This is a genomic window from Cesiribacter sp. SM1 (assembly GCF_020178975.1).
Lineage (GTDB): Bacteria > Bacteroidota > Bacteroidia > Cytophagales > Cyclobacteriaceae > Cesiribacter.
In genome coordinates this window covers 140,489-159,136 of the sequence record NZ_JAHXBU010000090.1, presented here as the reverse complement: position 1 = coordinate 159,136, position 18,648 = coordinate 140,489, and the positions used below count along the sequence as shown (strand labels likewise).

The 18,648-nt window shown below is 50.1% G+C and carries 14 protein-coding genes; 8 read left to right on the top strand and 6 right to left on the bottom strand.

What is annotated here, in order from left to right; genetic code table 11:
• Window positions 1–17: 17 nt before the first annotated feature.
• The 5 genes from KWJ01_RS17145 to KWJ01_RS17130 all read right to left on the bottom strand — a co-directional run bounded on the left by KWJ01_RS17145 (window position 18) and on the right by KWJ01_RS17130 (window position 8,126).
• The gene (locus KWJ01_RS17145) at window positions 18–845 is read right to left on the bottom strand and encodes a hypothetical protein (RefSeq protein ID WP_224998342.1); all 828 of its coding nucleotides are present in this window, start codon (window positions 843–845) and stop codon (window positions 18–20) included.
• Window positions 838–4,917, bottom strand: a complete 4,080-nt coding sequence (locus tag KWJ01_RS17140) for an AAA domain-containing protein (RefSeq protein WP_224998070.1) — start codon at window positions 4,915–4,917, stop codon at window positions 838–840. The genes KWJ01_RS17145 and KWJ01_RS17140 overlap by 8 nt, the downstream gene beginning before the upstream one ends.
• Before the next feature lie 123 nt (window positions 4,918–5,040).
• The gene (locus KWJ01_RS17135; RefSeq protein WP_224998067.1) at window positions 5,041–6,030 is read right to left on the bottom strand and encodes a helix-hairpin-helix domain-containing protein; all 990 of its coding nucleotides are present in this window, start codon (window positions 6,028–6,030) and stop codon (window positions 5,041–5,043) included.
• A 56-nt stretch (window positions 6,031–6,086) separates the two neighbouring features.
• Window positions 6,087–6,218, bottom strand: a complete 132-nt coding sequence (locus KWJ01_RS28070; protein ID WP_255651132.1) for a hypothetical protein — start codon at window positions 6,216–6,218, stop codon at window positions 6,087–6,089.
• A 3-nt stretch (window positions 6,219–6,221) separates the two neighbouring features.
• Window positions 6,222–8,126: a sodium-dependent transporter gene (locus KWJ01_RS17130; RefSeq protein ID WP_224998065.1), complete on the bottom strand. Its 1,905-nt coding sequence runs from the start codon at window positions 8,124–8,126 to the stop codon at window positions 6,222–6,224.
• 411 nt (window positions 8,127–8,537) lie between these two features.
• On the opposite strand from KWJ01_RS17130, the gene hemA reads away from it, so the two are divergent.
• The 4 genes from hemA (at window position 8,538) to KWJ01_RS17110 (ending at window position 14,167) form a co-directional block, all read left to right on the top strand.
• Window positions 8,538–9,812 carry a glutamyl-tRNA reductase gene (gene hemA, locus KWJ01_RS17125; RefSeq protein ID WP_224998340.1) on the top strand — a complete coding sequence of 425 codons (1,275 nt, stop codon included), beginning with the start codon at window positions 8,538–8,540 and terminating at the stop codon, window positions 9,810–9,812.
• 77 nt (window positions 9,813–9,889) lie between these two features.
• Complete coding sequence (locus tag KWJ01_RS17120; protein ID WP_224998064.1) at window positions 9,890–11,959, top strand: WG repeat-containing protein; 2,070 nt, start codon at window positions 9,890–9,892, stop codon at window positions 11,957–11,959.
• Between the two features lie 140 nt (window positions 11,960–12,099).
• Window positions 12,100–13,422, top strand: a complete 1,323-nt coding sequence (locus KWJ01_RS17115) for a toxin-antitoxin system YwqK family antitoxin (protein WP_224998063.1) — start codon at window positions 12,100–12,102, stop codon at window positions 13,420–13,422.
• A gap of 160 nt (window positions 13,423–13,582) precedes the next feature.
• Window positions 13,583–14,167: a hypothetical protein gene (locus KWJ01_RS17110; protein ID WP_224998062.1), complete on the top strand. Its 585-nt coding sequence runs from the start codon at window positions 13,583–13,585 to the stop codon at window positions 14,165–14,167.
• 66 nt (window positions 14,168–14,233) lie between these two features.
• Here the strand turns inward: KWJ01_RS17110 and KWJ01_RS17105 are convergent, their stop codons facing one another.
• Entirely contained in the window at window positions 14,234–15,346 is a 1,113-nt protein-coding gene (locus KWJ01_RS17105; protein WP_224998061.1) for a D-TA family PLP-dependent enzyme, read from the bottom strand.
• Between the two features lie 190 nt (window positions 15,347–15,536).
• On the opposite strand from KWJ01_RS17105, the gene KWJ01_RS17100 reads away from it, so the two are divergent.
• Genes KWJ01_RS17100 through KWJ01_RS17085 form a run of 4 tightly spaced genes read left to right on the top strand, consistent with a single transcriptional unit; the run spans window position 15,537 to window position 18,617 of the window.
• Window positions 15,537–16,487, top strand: a complete 951-nt coding sequence (locus KWJ01_RS17100) for a phosphoribosylaminoimidazolesuccinocarboxamide synthase (protein WP_224998060.1) — start codon at window positions 15,537–15,539, stop codon at window positions 16,485–16,487.
• Window positions 16,488–16,524: 37 nt separating this feature from the next.
• Entirely contained in the window at window positions 16,525–16,908 is a 384-nt protein-coding gene (locus tag KWJ01_RS17095) for an STAS domain-containing protein (protein WP_061986848.1), read from the top strand.
• Entirely contained in the window at window positions 16,909–17,829 is a 921-nt protein-coding gene (locus KWJ01_RS17090) for a ribonuclease Z (RefSeq protein WP_224998059.1), read from the top strand.
• Complete coding sequence (locus tag KWJ01_RS17085; RefSeq protein WP_224998057.1) at window positions 17,826–18,617, top strand: queuosine precursor transporter; 792 nt, start codon at window positions 17,826–17,828, stop codon at window positions 18,615–18,617. Before KWJ01_RS17090 ends, KWJ01_RS17085 begins: the two co-directional genes overlap by 4 nt.
• The last annotated feature ends 31 nt before the right edge of the window (window positions 18,618–18,648 follow it).

Here is an 18,648-nt window from a genome sequence, read left to right as displayed (position 1 = left end):
GGATTCTTACATGTAGACTAATTACCCAGCTGTAGAAAGATGAGTTTACGGGTTTCGTTACCCACCAGGATTGATGTATTATTTATGAAGAGAATTGCTTCACTTTGCCCTGCTCCGGGTATTCTGATACAGCCGAGCGCTTGCTGAAGATGGGCATCCGGCGCCTTTACTGCAAAAAGATAGACCTTGCCATAGGTAAGCAAGGCAATGGTGCTGCCATCAGGACTGATGTCTGCAGCTGTTACCAGGTCTTTTACAAAAGTTGATTCCAGCAGTTCTGCTGCATAGGTGCCTGGCTGATCTGGTACTGAATAGTGCCTCACGTAGCCATCGCCCCGCGATTTGGTAAACAGATGTAGTTTGCCGGCATGCCAGAAAAAAGCTTCACAGTCATAGTTCAGCGCCTCTTTAGGAGGCGGAAAGTTTTGCTGATCCTCCCAATGGAACTGTATGGTATCTACCTTGCCACCGGTAGCAGACAACCTGTATATCATCAGGTTACGACGCCGGTTCTGGTTATTACCAAAATCGCCTATGTACAGGTTACCCTCAGTGTCCCGGGCCAGGTCTTCCCAGTCGATGTTGCGCAGGGGCAGGGAAAGGGTATCCAGCAGCTGGCCATCGGCACCGATGCGATAGAGTGCCGCAGGGCCACCACTATCGCGCATGGTCCAGAAGCTGCCCCCACCGGCATGCTCCAGGCCGGAGCTTTCGGCCAGTGCTGCAGGCATGCGGGTGTAGGCACGGGCATGGTACCTTTTAGAAAGCTCCTGCTGCGGCGGGCAGCAGGGGATCAGCAGCGCCCGCAGGCTTAGCAGTATTGCTATGATCTTTGCACTAAACATCAAGATGATTTAAAAACCTGTGCACCCTTTCCAGGAACTTCTGCCTGTTAACCCAAAAGTCGCGGCTGTAGAAGCGCTGCCAGGGCCAGTGGTTATTATCCAGCTGCTGGTATTGGTATACATGGCTCTCCTTCATGGTAAGGGCATGATAGTAATGCAGATCATCTGTTAACAGCAAACCGGCATATTTATGGTGATGCAGGGCCGTAAGATCTGCAAAGGGCTGCCGCTCCCCTACGCTGTACTCGGGATGATCGAGGTTTTGCATGATACGCTCCTTGAGCAACCATTGCAGCCCTTTTTTAGGCAACTGTCGCGGCTGTGGCCAAAAGCCAGCTTCCGAAACCCGGTAGGCATAGTTCAGATAGGCTTTGAATAGCTTTGGCCCCTCGTTCTTGGCTTCGCTCACCTCCAGCTCATCGGGCAATATACTGCTCACCACATAAATCATATCCCGGGCACGCGTAATGGCTACGTTCAGCCTGTTTTCGCCATGTGCCTGGCTAAGGCTGCCAAACTGCATAAGCATTTTACCCCTGGCATCGGGGGCATAGCCTACAGAAAACACAATAATATCGCGCTCATCGCCCTGAACGTTTTCTATATTTTTGACAAAGAGCTGTTCGGGCAGCAGCACGGCTTTGGCACGGGCACGCTCCTCCAGCTTATCCTGGATGAGCTGCTGCTGGCGGGCATTGAAGGTAACAACGCCAATAGACTTTGGCTCATACCAGGGTACCCCATCCGCTCCTGCCTGCATTTCTTTTTCCTTTTCAGCGGCTAGCAGTTCCAGCACCAGGGCTACCACAGCGTCTGCTTCCTGCTGGTTCTGCTGGTTTTCCCAAACACCCGTAGTTTTAATGTAACGGATGGCAGGTTGCTGTTCGTTTACACGGCGGCGGTCGGGCACCATCTCGAGCCGGTGGCTGTAGAAGTGCTTGTTTGAGAAATAAATAAGCTCCGGGGCACGACTGCGGTAATGCCCCTGCAGGTGCACCTCGGGCAGGTAGCGGTGTGCCAGGTCCAGCAGCGACTCTACTTCTGCATCCGGACTCTCTTCTTCATCGGCATCCTCCCACCTGATCTGGTACAAATCATTGGGCTGCAGCTGCTGGCTATCGCCGCTGATGAGCACCTGCCGTCCCCTGAAAATAGCAGGCAACCCTTTTTCCACAAAACACTGCGAGGCTTCATCGAAAATCACCAGGTCGAAAAGGGGCATCATCGGAAATACGGCAGATACTGCCTCCGGCGATGCCATCCAGCAGGGCAGGAGTTTGAAGGCTTCGTCGCCATGCTGCTCCAGCAGCTTCCTGATGGGCCATATCTTGCGCTTTTTCCCAACCTGGTGCCGCAGGTCGCGGTAAGTAACCTGGTTGTTAAGCCGGTTAAACTCAAGCGACTGGTAGGTTTGCTCCCGCACCCGCATATGCAGTATCTGCTGGCTTAGTGCTGCCTTTTCTTCCAGGCAGGCACGCAGCTCTTCCTCCAGCTTCTGCAGCTGCCCGGTAGAGGCGCTCCGCAGTTGCGGGTATTTAGCTTCGATGTGGTTGATCCACGCCAGGCGCAGGCTATTGAGAAAGTAACTGCTTAGCTGCTCGTCCTTTGTACCGGCCGGCGCTTCCTGTATTATTTTCTCCATGAGCTGCAACTCTGGTGCCAGCAGAGATTCCCGCAGTCGGTCAAACTCGGAAATCAGGTCAAAATCTTCCTCCAGGCTCGCTGTCATCTGCCGGGCCTTGCTTTCGGAGCCAAGCAGTTTATCTATCTGAGCAGGCGTAAGATATTGCTGCCATTGCTCCCGTCGTGCTTTTATCTGCGCCAGCAGGTCAAGCAGTTCTTCAACAGACTGCTTTAGCTGCTCGTAGCTTAGCCGCCTGAGGTTAAAATAATGATCGAAGTTACGAACGGCATATAGCTGCTGGAGTGCCTTCAGTGACTTATGCTGCAGGCCGAACCATTTTTGAAAATCGAGTTTCTGGTAGCTGTTGGGAATATCCTGCAGCCAGCTTATCGCTCTCAGGCGTGATAGGTTATGCTCCAGGTTCAGGCGGTTATCTACCTTTTGCATCAGCACACCCACATCTTTGCTGCCATTGCTAAGGCGGTTGGCTACCATTACCTGTTCTACCTCTGAATGTTCCCTGGAGAAGTATTTCCACTGCACAAACTTAAACACGCTTCGCTGCGCTTCCCTTCTGCTGTGGAGCACATCCTGGAAGTAGCCTAGCTTTTCTACCGTTAGGCTAAGCTCCGGGCCATCGCCCTCAAAGCACAGCATCAGGCTTCTTTCAATCTCATGGAGCTGCTCGCCATCTATGCTGTTACGCCTAAAGCCCAGCAGGTGCTGCACATTGCTGTAAACCTCAGGGTCTTCCAGCTGCTGTAGCAACTCCAGGATCTCGGGCTCACGCAGCAGGAGATATTCTGCCGTTTCGTAGGTAATATCGTGCTGCAGGTGCTGGCTGATCTGCTCCGAAAGTTTCTCCCTGAACTCCTGCACCTGCTTAATGTATGCCAGCATCTGCTGCTGGTCTGCAGGCCCCAGGCTGGCAAACGACTTACGTTCCTGCCATGGATGGTTTCCTTTACGGAACATAGCCGAGAGATGGAGGTAATTTTGCAGGAGGCGCACAAAACCATCGGCAGCCCCCTCCCTGAAAGGGTAATTGCGAAACTCCTGCTTTAGCTCCAATGGTGCCTCTTCCCGCTCGGTGGTCAGGTAGAGCTCCTTGATTGAAATGCCACATTCGGTCTCATCGAAGAGGGCTTCCTTGAATGCGGCCAGTTCTTCCTTTAGCTGCTCGGAGCGCCTGCTTACCTGCTGGAAGTGGCGCTCCATCTGAATGGAGTCCAGCCCATAATTGGCATTGCGGTACTCCCCCACCCTGTCGACCTGCCGGGCCAGCTGCTCATAGATCTTTTTCCTGTCCCACCTGAAATCGTGCACCAGGGCTACAAAATCTGCCACCTGCCGGCTGTCGAGGCGGTTGTACACCACATCGAGCGCTGCTTTTTTCTGCGATACCAGCAACACGCGTTTGCCCTTGGCTATAAAATCTGAAATAAGGTTGGCAATGAGCTGTGATTTGCCGGTACCGGGAGGCCCCTCCACCACAAGCGAGGCTCCTGCCTTTACAGCCCTGATGGCTGTTTCCTGGCTGGCATCCAGCTCAAAGGGTGTATTAAGGCTTTCTTCCCGCACCTGTCTGCCCAGGGCCACCAGGGGGTAGGGCTCCTGCGCCGGATCGGGCAGCTCGGTGAGCATGCGCTGCTGCATAAGCTCCTCCAGGCTGCCAAAAGGCTGCTGGTCTATCAGGAAGTTGTAATCGGGCACTATGTAAGAGCCTGCCTGCGGGAAAATGCCCAGCACTGCCTGCGGCAGCAACTGCAGTTCTCCCGGCTTTACGCTTTCCTGCAGGGCTGCTGCAGAGAGGTTTTCGAATGGCTGGAGCTGATCAGAGAAAAAAGCCTCCGTAAACTGCAGGGCTACAGGCGGCTCCTTGAATAACTTATAAAGTTTAGTTCTGAACAGCCTGCTGTCTGCCTCCCAGTCGCTGAAGTTCTTATCAAACAGTTTTTCGGGTATTTTAATACCGTTGTAGTGGGCGTAGGCCAGTAAAAAGCTTTTATTGAGGCTAACATTCACATCGGTGCGCAACACCAGCTTCCACTGCTGATCTTCTTCCCGGATGTCTACCGGAAAAAAAAGAAGCGGGCAACGAACAGCAGTACCATCGGCAAAGCTGCCTGTTACAAACGGCCAGCCTACATAGAGATCCTGCGCACCCCGCTCTTCGGCTATAAATTTAGTGGTGCGCTGCAGCTGCCTGAGGCGGCGGCTGGCGGTATTTACGGCATCATCGCGCGGATCGGCAACGGGAGAAACTATAGAATCTTTACCAGACAGCAGCTTTTCCACCACCACAAAGGCCGACTGGTTGGGATACAGGAAGTTAAGATCCCAGAGATCCAGAAACTGGCCGGCAATAAGGCGTCGCAGCAATATGGAACGGTTGCTGCCGGTTAAGTTGGTGAGACGGCGCAGGTATAACTTTAGCAGCTGTTGCATATCTTCAGGTTGAGGGCCGGTTGCAGGCCGCATTGAGCGGTCTGTTACAGGCTGCAGAAACTGTAATATAGCAAAATTACCACAGGCAGAAGCTTTTCCCAAGCAGCTGCAGGGGTAGGGCCCTTAAAACCGCAGGTAAGGTCTAAGTTTATTTACAAAGCTTTCGTCCAGTGTATGAATGTTGAGCAGATCTTCTGCCTGCCGGAATGGCCCATGCTGTGAGCGGTATGCTACAATCCACGCTGCCTGCTTGTGGTTTATATAAGGATGCTGCGCCAGCCGGGATGCATCGGCCGTATTGATATCCAGGTAGCGTGGTGCTGCATCGGCAGGCAAATAAGCGCGCTCAAGTAATGCATCTGCCGCTTCCGGCGGCAGCCCCCACACCTCCCGTACCTGCTCTGCCTGCACAAAGCCGCCCAGTGCATTCCTGAATTTGAGTATTCTGCCACTCAATACGGGGCCAATACCTCTTACAGACAGTAGCTGCATGGAATCTGCCCTGTTCAGGTCAAACCTTGCAGTACTGGCTTTTGCTGGAGCTTCTTTGCCAGGCTCTGCGGCCCCCGTTTGTCTGTCTCTTTCTGCATCCCTGCTGTCTGCAGTATTTCTTTCGGCAACGGTAGGGCGTGTAGCCGGCGGTGCCGGCTGGTCTGGAAGCAGTATCCATGGCTCCAGGGTTTGGTACAGTTCAGAGGGTAGGCCATATATTTTCAGGAGGTCTTCTTTTTTCCTGAACCTGCCCCCTTTAGATCTGTAGTTATCTAAACGGCGGGCCAGTGCCGGCGGAAAACCCAGCCGCAGCAGCGAATCGTATGGAAGTGTATTGGGGTTGAAGGGGAAAAGCTCGGGGGCTGGTTGCTCCTCTTCCCGGGCAGCAAATGACGGCCTGGGGTAAACTGCAAGGGTATCGGTAGCCTCAAGTGCTGTTAGCAGGCTGTCGAGCTGTTGCTGGTCTGCTACAGGACTGTAAGGTGCTGCCGGCAGCATTCTGTACACAAACCAGCCTGCATACACCAGCAGCAGTATAATTGCCAGCACTGTAAAACCCCTTGCCTCGCCCCGGGTAAAGCCAAAAAAATTACGGATGTACCGCAACCAGCGTTGCCACATACATTAAAAAGCTCTTAAACAGCAAAAGGCGGATAAACCGCCTTTTGCTCTATGATTTAATCATTGTCTTCGTAACTATCGGGCTCTGGCCGCTGTGGCGCCCTTAACACTTTCATAAAAAAGTAGCCGGTAATTACCGTAACGGATACCTGTACCAGCACCATGGTTATTAATGCACTTGTTGTCATAGTTTATATCCTCCCGCTTAATCTTCGCTGGCTTGTTGCTTTATGTACCAGTATACTTAAAAATACGAATAGTAGCACCAGTAAGATCCGCGACATATCAATATAAAAAATATTATTGATAAAATCGCCCTCTGCAATGGGTGTTCCGGCCGTTACTGCAGCACCTTCCTCTACGATCAGCTGCTCGCCTTCATCAAAAGTATAGGTTTTCACTACCATCAGCGAATCGAAGGTACTTACATCGCCCAGGCGGCTTTCGGTGATGGACAGCGGCAGGGCCTGACCTGTTTCATCTCGGTAAAACTGCTCGCGCCTTACAATGTCCACTACTGTTTTATCTGCTTCGGGGCTGCGTACGTTTGCTACTTCACCCTCTACTTCAGACTCAAACCTATCGGCAAAGTAGCTGCGGTTAACCTGCACCCCAACATTCTGAATTCTGCCAATAATACTGCTGGCATCCAGCTCCCAGTTACCTGCCAGGGCTGCAGACCAGTTGTTATCTTTAGGCGTTACCAGTGCTCCCAGGAACACGATCAGAATAATAAAAGGTGTAACATATTTAATGATAGGCTTAAAGAAAGTAGGGATCCGGATATCGGCTCCGCTGTTAAGCTCTGCCCAGGCCTTATCGATACCAAAGCGCCAGCTGAAAATAATGCTTTCTGCCAGGGCAAAAATTACCAGTGAAACGGTTCCTGCCCAGTAATCATACTCATCAAAAACACCTTTATTAAAGAAGAATACAGTTGGCAGGCCCATTAACAGTACCAGGGCACCAAACGACCAGGCCGATTTGTTACGTCCCCACTGGAACTCATCTTCCATAAAGCCCATCCAGGGTGTACCCATGGCCAGTGAAGAGGTGATTCCGGCAAAGAAAAGCAGGCCAAACCAGAACAGGCCGGCCAGGGTAGCCAGCAGTGTACCCCACTGATCGAAGAGGTAAGGCATTGTCTGGAAAGCCATGGAGAAACCCGCATTTTCACGTACCCAATCGAGGCCCAGGTAACCTACTGCAATTGGAATTACAATGGAGGCACCAAGTACTACCTCAACAAAGCCGTTCATCCAGCCTGCACTCATGGCATTGAGGGCAATATCGTCTTTAGGTCTAACATAAGAGGCATAGCACTGTATGGTACCCATGCCCACCGAAAGGGTAAAGAATATTTGTCCGGCAGCGGCCAGCCATACTTTAGGATCGGCAAGTGAAGTAAACTGCGGCTCCCACAGGAAGTTAAGGCCTAAAAAGGAGTTGCAGTCCTCGCAGCCCTCTGGTGCACCGCTGCTGCCCAGGGTGATACCTCTTACCGCCAGGAAAGCACCAAAGATGATGAGCATAGGCACCCCAAACTTGGCAACCACTTCCACACCACCGCTAAGGCCGCGCGATAAGATCCAGGTATTAAGCAGTAAACACAAAACGTAAAACACTACCGCCTCGTAGGGAATGCCGGTGGTGCTAACGCCAATGGTTACGTAATCGCCAAAGAACTGGGCTACCTGCCCCTGGCTCATGCCGGAAAAGGTCTGGATCAGGGAGTGGTAAACATAAGAAAGGGTCCAGGACTCTATATAGCAGTAATAGGCAGCTACCGCTATGTTGGTGAAGATACCAAATACACCAAAGTACTTCCAGAACCGCAGGCGGGTCATATTATCCAGAATGAAGGGCGTGGAGTGATTGCCAAAGCGGCCGCCATAACGGCCCATGGTCCACTCGATCCAGAGCAGCGGAATACCCATCAACAGAAAACAAATAATGTAGGGAATGATAAAGGCGCCACCGCCATTCTGTACTGCCTGTACAGGAAATCGCAGGAAGTTACCCAGGCCTACGGCATTTCCGGCCATTGCCAGAATAAGACCAACCCGGGATCCCCATGATTCAGTGTTATTGCTCATGCAGGTAATTTTAATCGCAAAATTTAAAGAAATTTATTGGGAGTCTTGCCTGAACAAGACCATAGCTTGCCAGAACAAGTCTGCAGAAAGGCCGAAAATAAAGCCTAAATTGCCACATATCAAAACGAACTTGTCTATTCTTGTTTTGCCGGCAGGTGTAATTAACTGCTAAATCGCTGCCGCTTTTACCCCAAAGCGGGGAGTTGCAGCAGTTCTGTTAAACATTTTCAAGTATTTAAGGATAATATATTCATGTAATCAGCACTGCGCCGAACCTTCTGAAACCTTATTTTTGTTAAAATTTAGCCGACAGACGCAGTTGTTTATAATGATTCTAAATAGCAATATCCTGATCATTGTCATTTAATTTGAATCATTTCTGCTGTAATTTTGCCCTTGAAACTGAAGATGATGCAAACAGGATTTAAAGTATTAAGTCTTTCTCATAAGAAGGCTCCCGTAGAGATACGGGAACTTGTTTCTCTTTCCGAAGATAATTGTCGTGCGTTGTTGCTGCAGTTACGCGAGGTGCTTGATATATCAGAAGCGCTGGTGGTATCTACCTGCAACCGTACCGAAATATATTATGCTGCCGAGCAGGACTACAGCCAGGAGCTGGTAGGCTTGATTGGGGTACAAAAAGGTATTTTAAAAACCGAAGCCATTCGGCATTACTTTAACAGCATTACCGAAACAGAGGCTGCAGTACGCCACCTGTTTAGGGTATCTATGGGGCTTGAGTCGCAGGTGATCGGAGATTTACAGATCAGCCACCAAATTAAGTGTGCCTACCAGTGGACTGCCGATGCCGATATGGCCGGCCCTTATCTGCACCGTCTGTTACACGCTATTTTCTTCACCAACAAAAAAGTAGTGCAGCAAACTGCCTACCGCGATGGTGCAGCTTCTGTATCTTATGCAGCTGCCGAACTGGTAGAGGAGCTTACTGCTAACCTGCTGGAACCGCATGTACTGCTGGTTGGTTTGGGTGAAATTGGTGCCGATGTATGCCGCCACCTGAGCAAGCGGCCAAACCAGCACCTGATGGTGAGCAACAGAACAATTGGCAAAGCAGAGGCGCTTGCCGCCGAATGTGGCGCCAGGGTAATTCCTTTTGAAGAGGTAAATACGGCTATTCGTGATGCCAATGTTGTTATTTCTTCTGTAGCCATGCCCTTGCCTTTTATTACCCGCGCTTCGCTGGAAAGCGGTGAACGGCTCGCCTATCAGATTTATATCGATCTTTCGGTTCCGCGCAGCATAGAACCTGCAGTAGACGAACTTCCAGGTGTGCTGCTTTATAATGTAGACAACATTCAAAACCTGGCTTCTGCTGCACTGGAGCGCCGCATTGCTGCTATTCCGCAGGTAGAAGCCCTTATAGAAGAAGCTATTGCAGAATTTAACGACTGGACCCGCGACATGATGGTGTCTCCCACCATCCAGAAGTTAAAAAATGCACTTGAACAAATACGGCAGGAAGAAATTACCCGTTACCTCAAAAGCAGCAGCAGCCAGGAAGCCCAGCTGGTAGATAAAATCACCAAAAGCATGATGCAGAAAATCATTAAGCTGCCGGTGCTTCAGTTAAAGGCTGCCTGTAAACGTGGAGAAGCTGAAACACTCATTGATGTGCTAAACGACCTCTTTAACCTGGAGGAACAAACAGAAGCACATCAGTCCTGAACTTTACCGGCTACCGGTACGCTTGTACATTAGTACGCTTTCTCCCAACCACACTGCTTAAATACAGCTACGGTAGTATGCCCAAAAATTGTTTCTTAGCCAGGATATCTGGCCTTTTTACCCTATTGCTCTTTATTGTAGCCTGCTTCCCCGGAGCCCTAAGCTCCATGGCCATGCAGGCTACCTCGCCATTTCTTATTCAGAAGGATGGCAATAAATTTGGACTGGTAAACGAAAAGGGCAGGCAGGTACTCCCTGCACGCTACGACAGCCTTCAGTACACCCCCCACAGCGAATATTTTATTGCATACCTGCGCACTAATGGCAAGCAAAAGCAGGCGGGCCTTATCAATGCCAAAGGTAAAGAGCTGATCCCGATCCGCTATGCAGAACTCCGACCACTGGCCTCCAACCGCTATGCGGTAACAAATGCCGAGAAAAAAGTTGCCCTGTTCGATGATGAAGGCACCTCAAAAACTGCTTTCCAGTTCGATGAGATAACGGCATTCCGTGGCAACCTTGCCCGCTTTTACCAGCAGGGTAAAGCCGGTATTGTAGACAGGGAGGGCCGCATCAGGCTGGAACCTAAGTACCAGGATATTATTATTCACAACGACCAGTCTGTTGATGTGGTGCCTGTTAGAAAGTGGACCATTACCGACGGAAACAACAAGCAGCTCAACACCCTGCTCTACGACAGCATCAGGCCACTGGGCGAAGATCGCTGGGCAATTACCACCCGCTTTTACGATTCTATAGGCCGCTCTACTACCATGACTGCTCTTGCCGATGCCAGCGGCAGCATACTGGTGCCCTACCGCCCTATGAACATTGATCCGTTCAAAAATGGCGTGGCCCGCGTAAAGGAAGGTGTGCACTATGGTTTGATAAACCTGAAAGGAGATTATGTGCTGCCGGCAGAGTGGGACTCGCTGGCGGTGGCACAGGAAACAGTGGTGGCTGGCATGCGGCTTACGGCAAACTGGTACTGGCACCTCTTTAACCTGCAGGGAAAGAAGCTTAGCCGCCATACCTACCAGCGGATCGTACCGGTGGCTGAAGGTCCGTTTCCTGCAAAAAAAGATAACCGCTGGGGATACATAGATAACAGGGGTGCAGAAACCCTGATCTGCCGCTACGATACCACCTTTGCTTTTACCGGCGAACTGGCACGGGTACGCTTCAGTGGCCAGGAAGGTGTTATTAACAAAGAAGGGCTCTGGCAAATACGCCCCACAACAGAAAACATTACCATTCTAAGCCCCAGCCGATTTTTGGCCCGCAACAAAGCCAGTTACCAGTTGCTGAATGAAAAAGGCGAGGTGCTCTTTGAAACGGCAGAGGTGCTGAAGCCCATTGTTGGCGGTATTGCCGAAATCACTGCTGACCATCGCTGGGGACTTATTGACCTGGATGGCAACAGGCTTAGTTTTCCTGTGTATGACTGGATCTCGGATCTGCAGGAGGGCCTTGCCTTTATTGCCACACAGGAGGGCAAAAGAGGCATTCTTAGTGCCGATGGCAAGCATTATATTGCAGCAGGCCCAACAACCTGGGAGCAGCTGTACAGCATGAACGAAGGCTTCATTGGTGCCCATATTGGTCGCCAGCAGGGCTTTGTAGATACCAACGGCAAACTAAGAATTGCTAACCGCTACGATACTGTAAGCTTTTTTTCCGATGGCATGGCCGCCGTTTCCATACGCGGTAAGTGGGGCTATGTAGATAAAATCGAACGCCTGCGGGTGCAGCCTCTTTACGATATGGTGCTGCCGTATGAAAATGGAAATGCTATTGTGCAGCTCTCCTCCCGCCAGGGCATTATCGACAAAAAAGGGCAGCTGATCCTTCCACTGGAGTACGACAACATCACCCGCCTGACCAACGGCCGTTTTCTGCTAAAGCAGGGAAACCTTATTGGCCTGGCCGATGCACAGGGTAACCGCATCATCAGCCCTAAGTACGATGCCGTACAGGATCTGCAAAACGGATACCTGCTGGTGAGCCGTAACGGCAAAAAAGGCCTGGTGACCGTAGATGGCGTTGGCACCATCCCCATGGTCTACGATGTACTCATTCACGACACGAAGAACAATCTTTACCTCTGCACCCATCAGCGGGAAGGTATTCAGCGAATTAAGTTGTAATATAACCTCAGCAGCCGGCCAGATTCTTTGCAGTAAAAGGCCATAATCTAGCTGCCTGTGTATTTTCTCTGCCAGACTGGAGCTGTGGGGCACAATTTTGTAACTTCCGGCGTTATAAAGGCTGAACTCCTGAAGAATACATGAAGCAATACCTGCTACTGCTGATAGGCTCCTTAACTGCCGCTTTCTGCTCCACGGCAGATGCACAACAACGCATCACCACTTACCACGATTCTGCCAGAACCGTAGTAAAAGCTGTATATTTTATCCAGAATGGAGATAGCAGCCGCATACATGGCCCTTACAAAGCCTTTCATGCCGATGGAGCCCTGGCTACCAGGGGAGATTTTAAAGAGGGTAAAAAAATAGGCGTTTTCGAGCAGTACTACCCTGAGGGCCAGCTGCAACGTGCCATTCCCTTCAAAGACGGGCTCCGCAATGGTGAAGTGCTGATCTATGACCCTAAGGGTGCCGTAATACAACGTGCTTTCTATAAAAATGACACCCTGGATGGTGAGCTGGTGCAGTATTACCCGAATGGAAAAGTGCACAGTAAAACCGAATTCAGGAATGGCAGCCCGGATGGAACCGTTCTGGAGTATTATGAAGATGGCACCCTTAAGCAGGAAATCCAGTATAAAAAGGGCCAGCAAAACGGACTTTCAAAAAGCTATTATGCTGATGGCACGCTCAAATCAGAAGCCGTTTACCGGAACGGGCAGCAGAATGGCTATTTTCGTACCTATTACCCCAATGGCCAGCTGGATACCGAAACCTCTAACGAAGGCGGAAAGAAGATTGGCAGTTTCAAACAATTTTCCTCTGCGGGCGTGCAGCTGGTAGAGGGCCAGTACCTGCAGGGGCTGTTGCATGGCCCTAACAAAGCCTGGTACGAGAATGGGCAGATCAAGCATATTTTCCAGTACGACAAAGGCAAAAAGGCAGGCACCAATTACACCTTTTACCCCGATAGTGTACTTGAGAGCAAGCTGTTGGTAAGCAAAGAGGGCCGCAACCAGGAGGAAGTATTCTGGCCAGGTGGCAAGCCAAAAGCAAAGAAGATGTACCTGGCAGAACAGCCCGAAGGAACCTGGCAGTACTATGATGAGCAGGGCAGGCTTGAAAAAGAAGAAGTATATGTGGCCGGTAAGTTAAACGGCACGGTAAACACCTACTACCCCGATGGTAAAATTAAAAGCACCCTAAGCTACCTGAACGGCGTACCCACAGGCGAAGAAAAAGAGTACCATGCCAATGGTCAGCAAAAGGCGCTGTACACCTACAAAAGTGGCAAACGCTTTGGAACCTATAAAGAATGGAATGAGAAGGGCCAGCTTCTTACCGAAGGGCAGCTAAAGGGCGATCTGAAAATCGGGAAGTGGACTTTCTTTGACGAAAAAGGCAAGCTCCTCAAAAAGGCCGAGTACCTGAATGGCGAGCTGGTAAAGGAGCAAAAGCTTTAGAGATCTGATTTCAAAAATATAAGCGCCTCTGCGAGCGCCAATGCAGTAATAGCAAAGGCACTCGCAGAGGCGTTCTTTTTTAGCAGGTAATATATCACAACCTATTGCATTGTTAAATCGGTGCAAAAACTCAAAATTGCACTGTTACAATAGCTTTGTGATGACTCTAAAATATTATACCCGGCTTGCCCTTATCCTGCTACTGCCTGCCCTGCTGTTTGGCGCCTGTGAAAAGAGTGCTGTTGATCCTGATGGTAAAGTGAGCAACGGCCTGCATTTTGCTTTCAAAACGCCGGACTGGGAAAAAAGGGTAGACCTGACAAACCATGAAATGGGCATCCACTTAGGGTACCATAATATTTTATATACTCAGGTTATTACATCTCCCTCGCTGTTCGAAACCTTTATTTTTACTTTTCCCATGGACAGCTCTTCTATGGTAAAAGCAGGGAATCTGAAAAAATATGCCATAGAAGCATATGGAGAAAACAAAGAAGCTTTTCAGTTCTCGCTAAGGCTGCCTGTTACAGCAGAAAGCAGCAACTACCTGATCAGCAAACCAGGCCTTTCAGAAAAGTCATATAATGAAGTGGTCGCCATCACTTATGTGCGCAGTACCGATCTTGCTGCCCATTTCAGGGTAAAATGCAGGTACCGCTTACTGGCTGCAACAGAGGAAAAGCCCAATAATGTAAAAGAAATTTACGGCACCTTCAATTTTGAGGTCAGAACCTCCCGGAACTAAATCCGGGGGTGCTGACAGATCTCTCCTAGTAAGTTCAACTTTGCGGAAATTAGGCCAACAGCAGCACTAAACACTGATTTTCCTTTTTCCGCCCAGCACCTCCCAGCTATCCACTGCCCTGCCCTTTTCTATGATACTGGCTTCCTGGTACAGGTTTACGGTAGGGCAAACATGGTAGGGCACCCCATAAAGCACATCTCCTACCCGCAGGGCATCCCAGTTGCCAACTTTCAATACGCCATGCTCTTCGCTCTGGCTTAGCAGTTCATAGTCTTTCAGGTTCAGGAACCGCACCCGCTTGTCTATAGGGTTTTCCGCAGCAATGGCTTTATGGCCAAGGTCTATGGTGATAATTCCTCTTTCAGGTTTGGAAATGATGCGGGTGAATACCAGTGCAGCAAACTCAAAAGCCTGCTCCTGCAGCTTTTCGCCATAGCCCCAGTCCCATAACACACAGGTGCCGGGACTGCAGTAAGCATCGTCGCGCAGCAGGTGCGAGGTAAAGGCCGGCGTGCCACCAGCCACCACCATAGGCTTAGGCAAGCCGCTGTTGCTTATGGCCTCTGTCAGCTTTTCTACGCCTGCAAAACCAGCATCGATATTGCTTTTCCGGGTGCTGAAATCGCTGTCGCGCCAGTGGCCATCGTATACATGGAGGCCATGGCAGCGCAGGTTAGGCTGCTGGTGCAGGTACTGGTAGAGTGGCAGGATCTCTTCGTTGAGCGGGTGGCCTGAGCGGTTCATGCCATTGTTAACATCCAGCAGCACCTCTGCCACCAGACCTGCTTCGGCAAATAGCTGCTGATGCTCCTCTGCACTGTGCCGGTTATCGAGCAGGGAGGCCATAAACACATTGGGGTACTGCTGGCGCAGCCGGATGAGCCGCCCTACCTTTGGCCCCACCAGCTGATGGGCCAGCACCAGGTACTCTCCCCCTGCCCTGCATACCATTTCTGCCTCGGCAATGGTGGAACACTTAAAGCGGCTTATCCCTGAGGTCAGCAGCATTTTTACAATTCCCGGCATCTTATTGGTTTTTACATGCACCATCAGGCGATCGGGATTACCTGCCATCTTAATCATCAGGTCTATGTTACGCTGTACTCGCTTTCTATAAATCAGCAGGGAGGGCGAATCGAGCCCCTGTTCATTTTCTATGCTATACCATTGTTGTTCCATCAGCTTAGTTGTGGTTGAGTGAATGTTTAACTTATTTTTTTAAAGAAATCTTTTTCTGCCGGAGTTTCAATTACATGTACTGCCAACAGCACTTGTTTTTTAGCCATACTTAAGCCTAAAGCATTAAGCCCATACCCAAATATAAAAAACACACTTCCACATTAGCACATTAATAAATACCTTTGCTCATATGCAGGCACTCAAAGAAACTGGATTTAGCTTCCCGGGCCAAACGGGCTTTTACCGCGGAAAAGTACGCGATGTATATTTCTTTAACGATCTTATGGCAGTGGTTACCACCGACCGTATCTCTGCCTTTGATGTAGTATTGCCCCGCCCTATTCCGCACAAGGGTGCTGTGCTGAACAGTATTGCTGCTTATTTTTTGCGTGGTACTGCCGACCTGGTGCCTAACTGGCTTGAAAGCACCCCTCACCCTATGCTAAGCATAGGCCGCCGTTGCCAGGCTTATCCGGTAGAAATGGTGGTACGTGGTTATCTCTCCGGCCATGCCTGGCGCCAGTACCGCGATGGGCATCGCAGCTTGTGTGGTGTTGCACTACCGGAAGGGCTGCAGGAGAGCGATAAATTACCCCAGCCCATCATAACCCCTACCACCAAAGCACATGAGGGGCATGATGAAGACATAAGCCGCGAGGAAATTATAGGCCGTGGCCTGGTACCCGAAGCCGAGTACAGGCAGCTTGAGGCTTATGCCCTTGCCCTTTATGCCCGGGGCACCGAAATGGCTGCCGAAAAGGGCCTGATCCTGGTAGACACCAAATATGAGTTTGGCAGAACGGAAGAAGGAAAAATCTTACTGATCGATGAGGTGCACACTCCCGACAGCAGCCGCTATTTTTACCGCGATGGGTATGAAGAACGTCAGCAGAAAAAAGAGCCCCAGCGGCAACTAAGTAAAGAATTTGTTCGCCAGTGGTTGATCACTGAAGGCTTTCAGGGAAAAGACGGGCAGCAGATTCCCCCCATGACTGATGAAATTGTGCAGCATATATCTGCCCGATACCTCGAACTTTATGAAAAGATAACCGGTTTACCATTTACTAAACCCACGGAAACAGCTTCGCTGGAGGCCTCTCTGGAAGATGCAGTCCGGAAAAACATAATCCGCCATATATAGTTGTTTTTACTAAATTTGCGCTAAACTTTTTTGGAGAATGAAATATTCTATTGACAAGCAGGAGCGATACAGCCTGGTTACTTTGCATGAAGAAAAACTAGACACCACTTTGGCTCCCAAATTAAAATCTGAACTGATTACCCTGCATGCAGAGGGCGTAAAAAATATAGTACTGGATGTTTCAGAAGTGAAATACATCGACTCCAGCGGCCTTAGCTCTCTCTTGGTGGGTAACCGAATCCTTACTGAAGACGGCGGCATATTTGTAATTGCTTCTCCTACAGAACACGTACAGAAGCTGATCAAAATATCGCAACTGGATAATGTGCTTAACATTCTGCCATCCCGCGAGGAGGCCATTGATGCCGTTTTCATGAATGAAATTGAAAACGACCTTAACAGCGGCGAAAATCTGAATTAATTGGCCTTTCAGGTAAAAATACTGGGGTCTAACTCTGCCACACCTGCCCATAACAGGAACCAGACCGCCCAACTGCTGATTGCAGAAAATGAGTACTACTTGATTGATTGTGGAGAAGGCACACAGATGCAACTCATCCGCTACCGGATCCGCTTCCACAAAATCAGCTGTATTTTTATAAGCCATCTGCACGGCGACCATTACCTGGGGCTGATGGGCCTTTTACTCACCATGCACCTGCAGGGCCGCGAACATGATCTGCATGTTTTTGGCCCTGCAGGCCTGGATGAGATTATTACCATACAGCTAAAGCACAGCGGCACGGTGCTTAGCTATAAGGTTTATTTCACTGCACTGCAGGCCAATGCCACTGGTGTTATTTTTGAAAGCAGGCTTTTAAGTGTGCGTACCGTACCACTTGTGCACCGCATAGCCTGCACAGGCTTTGTGTTCAGCGAAAAGCCTAAATCGCGCCGCTTTAACAAAGCCAGGCTGCAGGAAGATATGACCGGCGACGATATTAACCAGCTTAAACAGGGCAATGATATTTATACTCCTGAAGGCGAGCTAAAATACCGCTGCATCGATTACACCCTGCCGCCTCGCCGTTCACGCTCCTACGCTTATTGCTCCGATACCCGTTACGAGCCAGCCATTATTCCGCTGATAAAAAATGTGGATGTGCTCTACCATGAATCTACTTTTACCCAGGAGTTTGCGGAGCGTGCCACTGCAACCTATCATTCCACAGCCCTGCAGGCCGCGCAGATTGCCAAAGAAGCAAATGTAAACATGTTGCTGCTGGGCCATTATTCCGTTCGTTACAAAGACCTTACCCCCCTGCTGGTTGAAGCCCGGCAAGAGTTTTACAACACTCGTCTTGCAGTAGAAGGAGAAACCATCGATATTGGCGAGGAATGAAAACGCCTGATCTTCCACTTAAGGGCAATGGGCTTTTAAGACGCCATCAGCTCTACATCATCCTTTCAGCACTTTTCCTCACCAATGCACTGCTGGCAGAGCTTTTGGGAGTAAAAATATTTTCGCTTGAGGCTACGCTGGGTTTAGAGCCTGCACAGCTGCCCCTGCTGCCGGGTTACATCATGGATTTTAACCTTACGGCCGGGGTTATCATCTGGCCGGTGGTTTTCATTACTACCGACCTTATCAATGAATATTTTGGCAAACAGGGTGTAAAGCGCATCAGCTACATCACAGCCACCCTTATTATATATGCCTTTGCCGTTATATGGCTGGTCACACAGCTGGAGCCTGCCCCTTTTTGGCAGGAGGTAAACAGCCTTGATCCGGAAGGCAGGCCGTTTAACATGAATTATGCTTACTCCCTCATCTTTCAGCAGGGCCTGGGCATTATTGTGGGTTCTATCACGGCTTTTCTGATCGGGCAGCTTGTAGATGCCTGGGTGTTCCAAAAGCTTAGAAAGCTCACCCAGTCGCGCTATTTATGGCTACGGGCCACCGGCTCCACAGTAGTTTCACAACTGATCGACAGCTTTGTGGTAATTTATATTGCCTTTTACCTGTTCGGCAACTGGCCCATGGAGCAGATCATCAGTGTATCGCTGCTCAACTACATCTATAAATTTATAGTAGCCGTGCTGTTAACACCCCTGCTATATCCGGCACACAGGCTCATTGACCGTTTTTTAGGCAGTGCCTCCCCGGTAGAAAAGCAGGTGTCTGCATAAGGAAGAGCAGGAGCTGCAGCTTTCTTTGGCA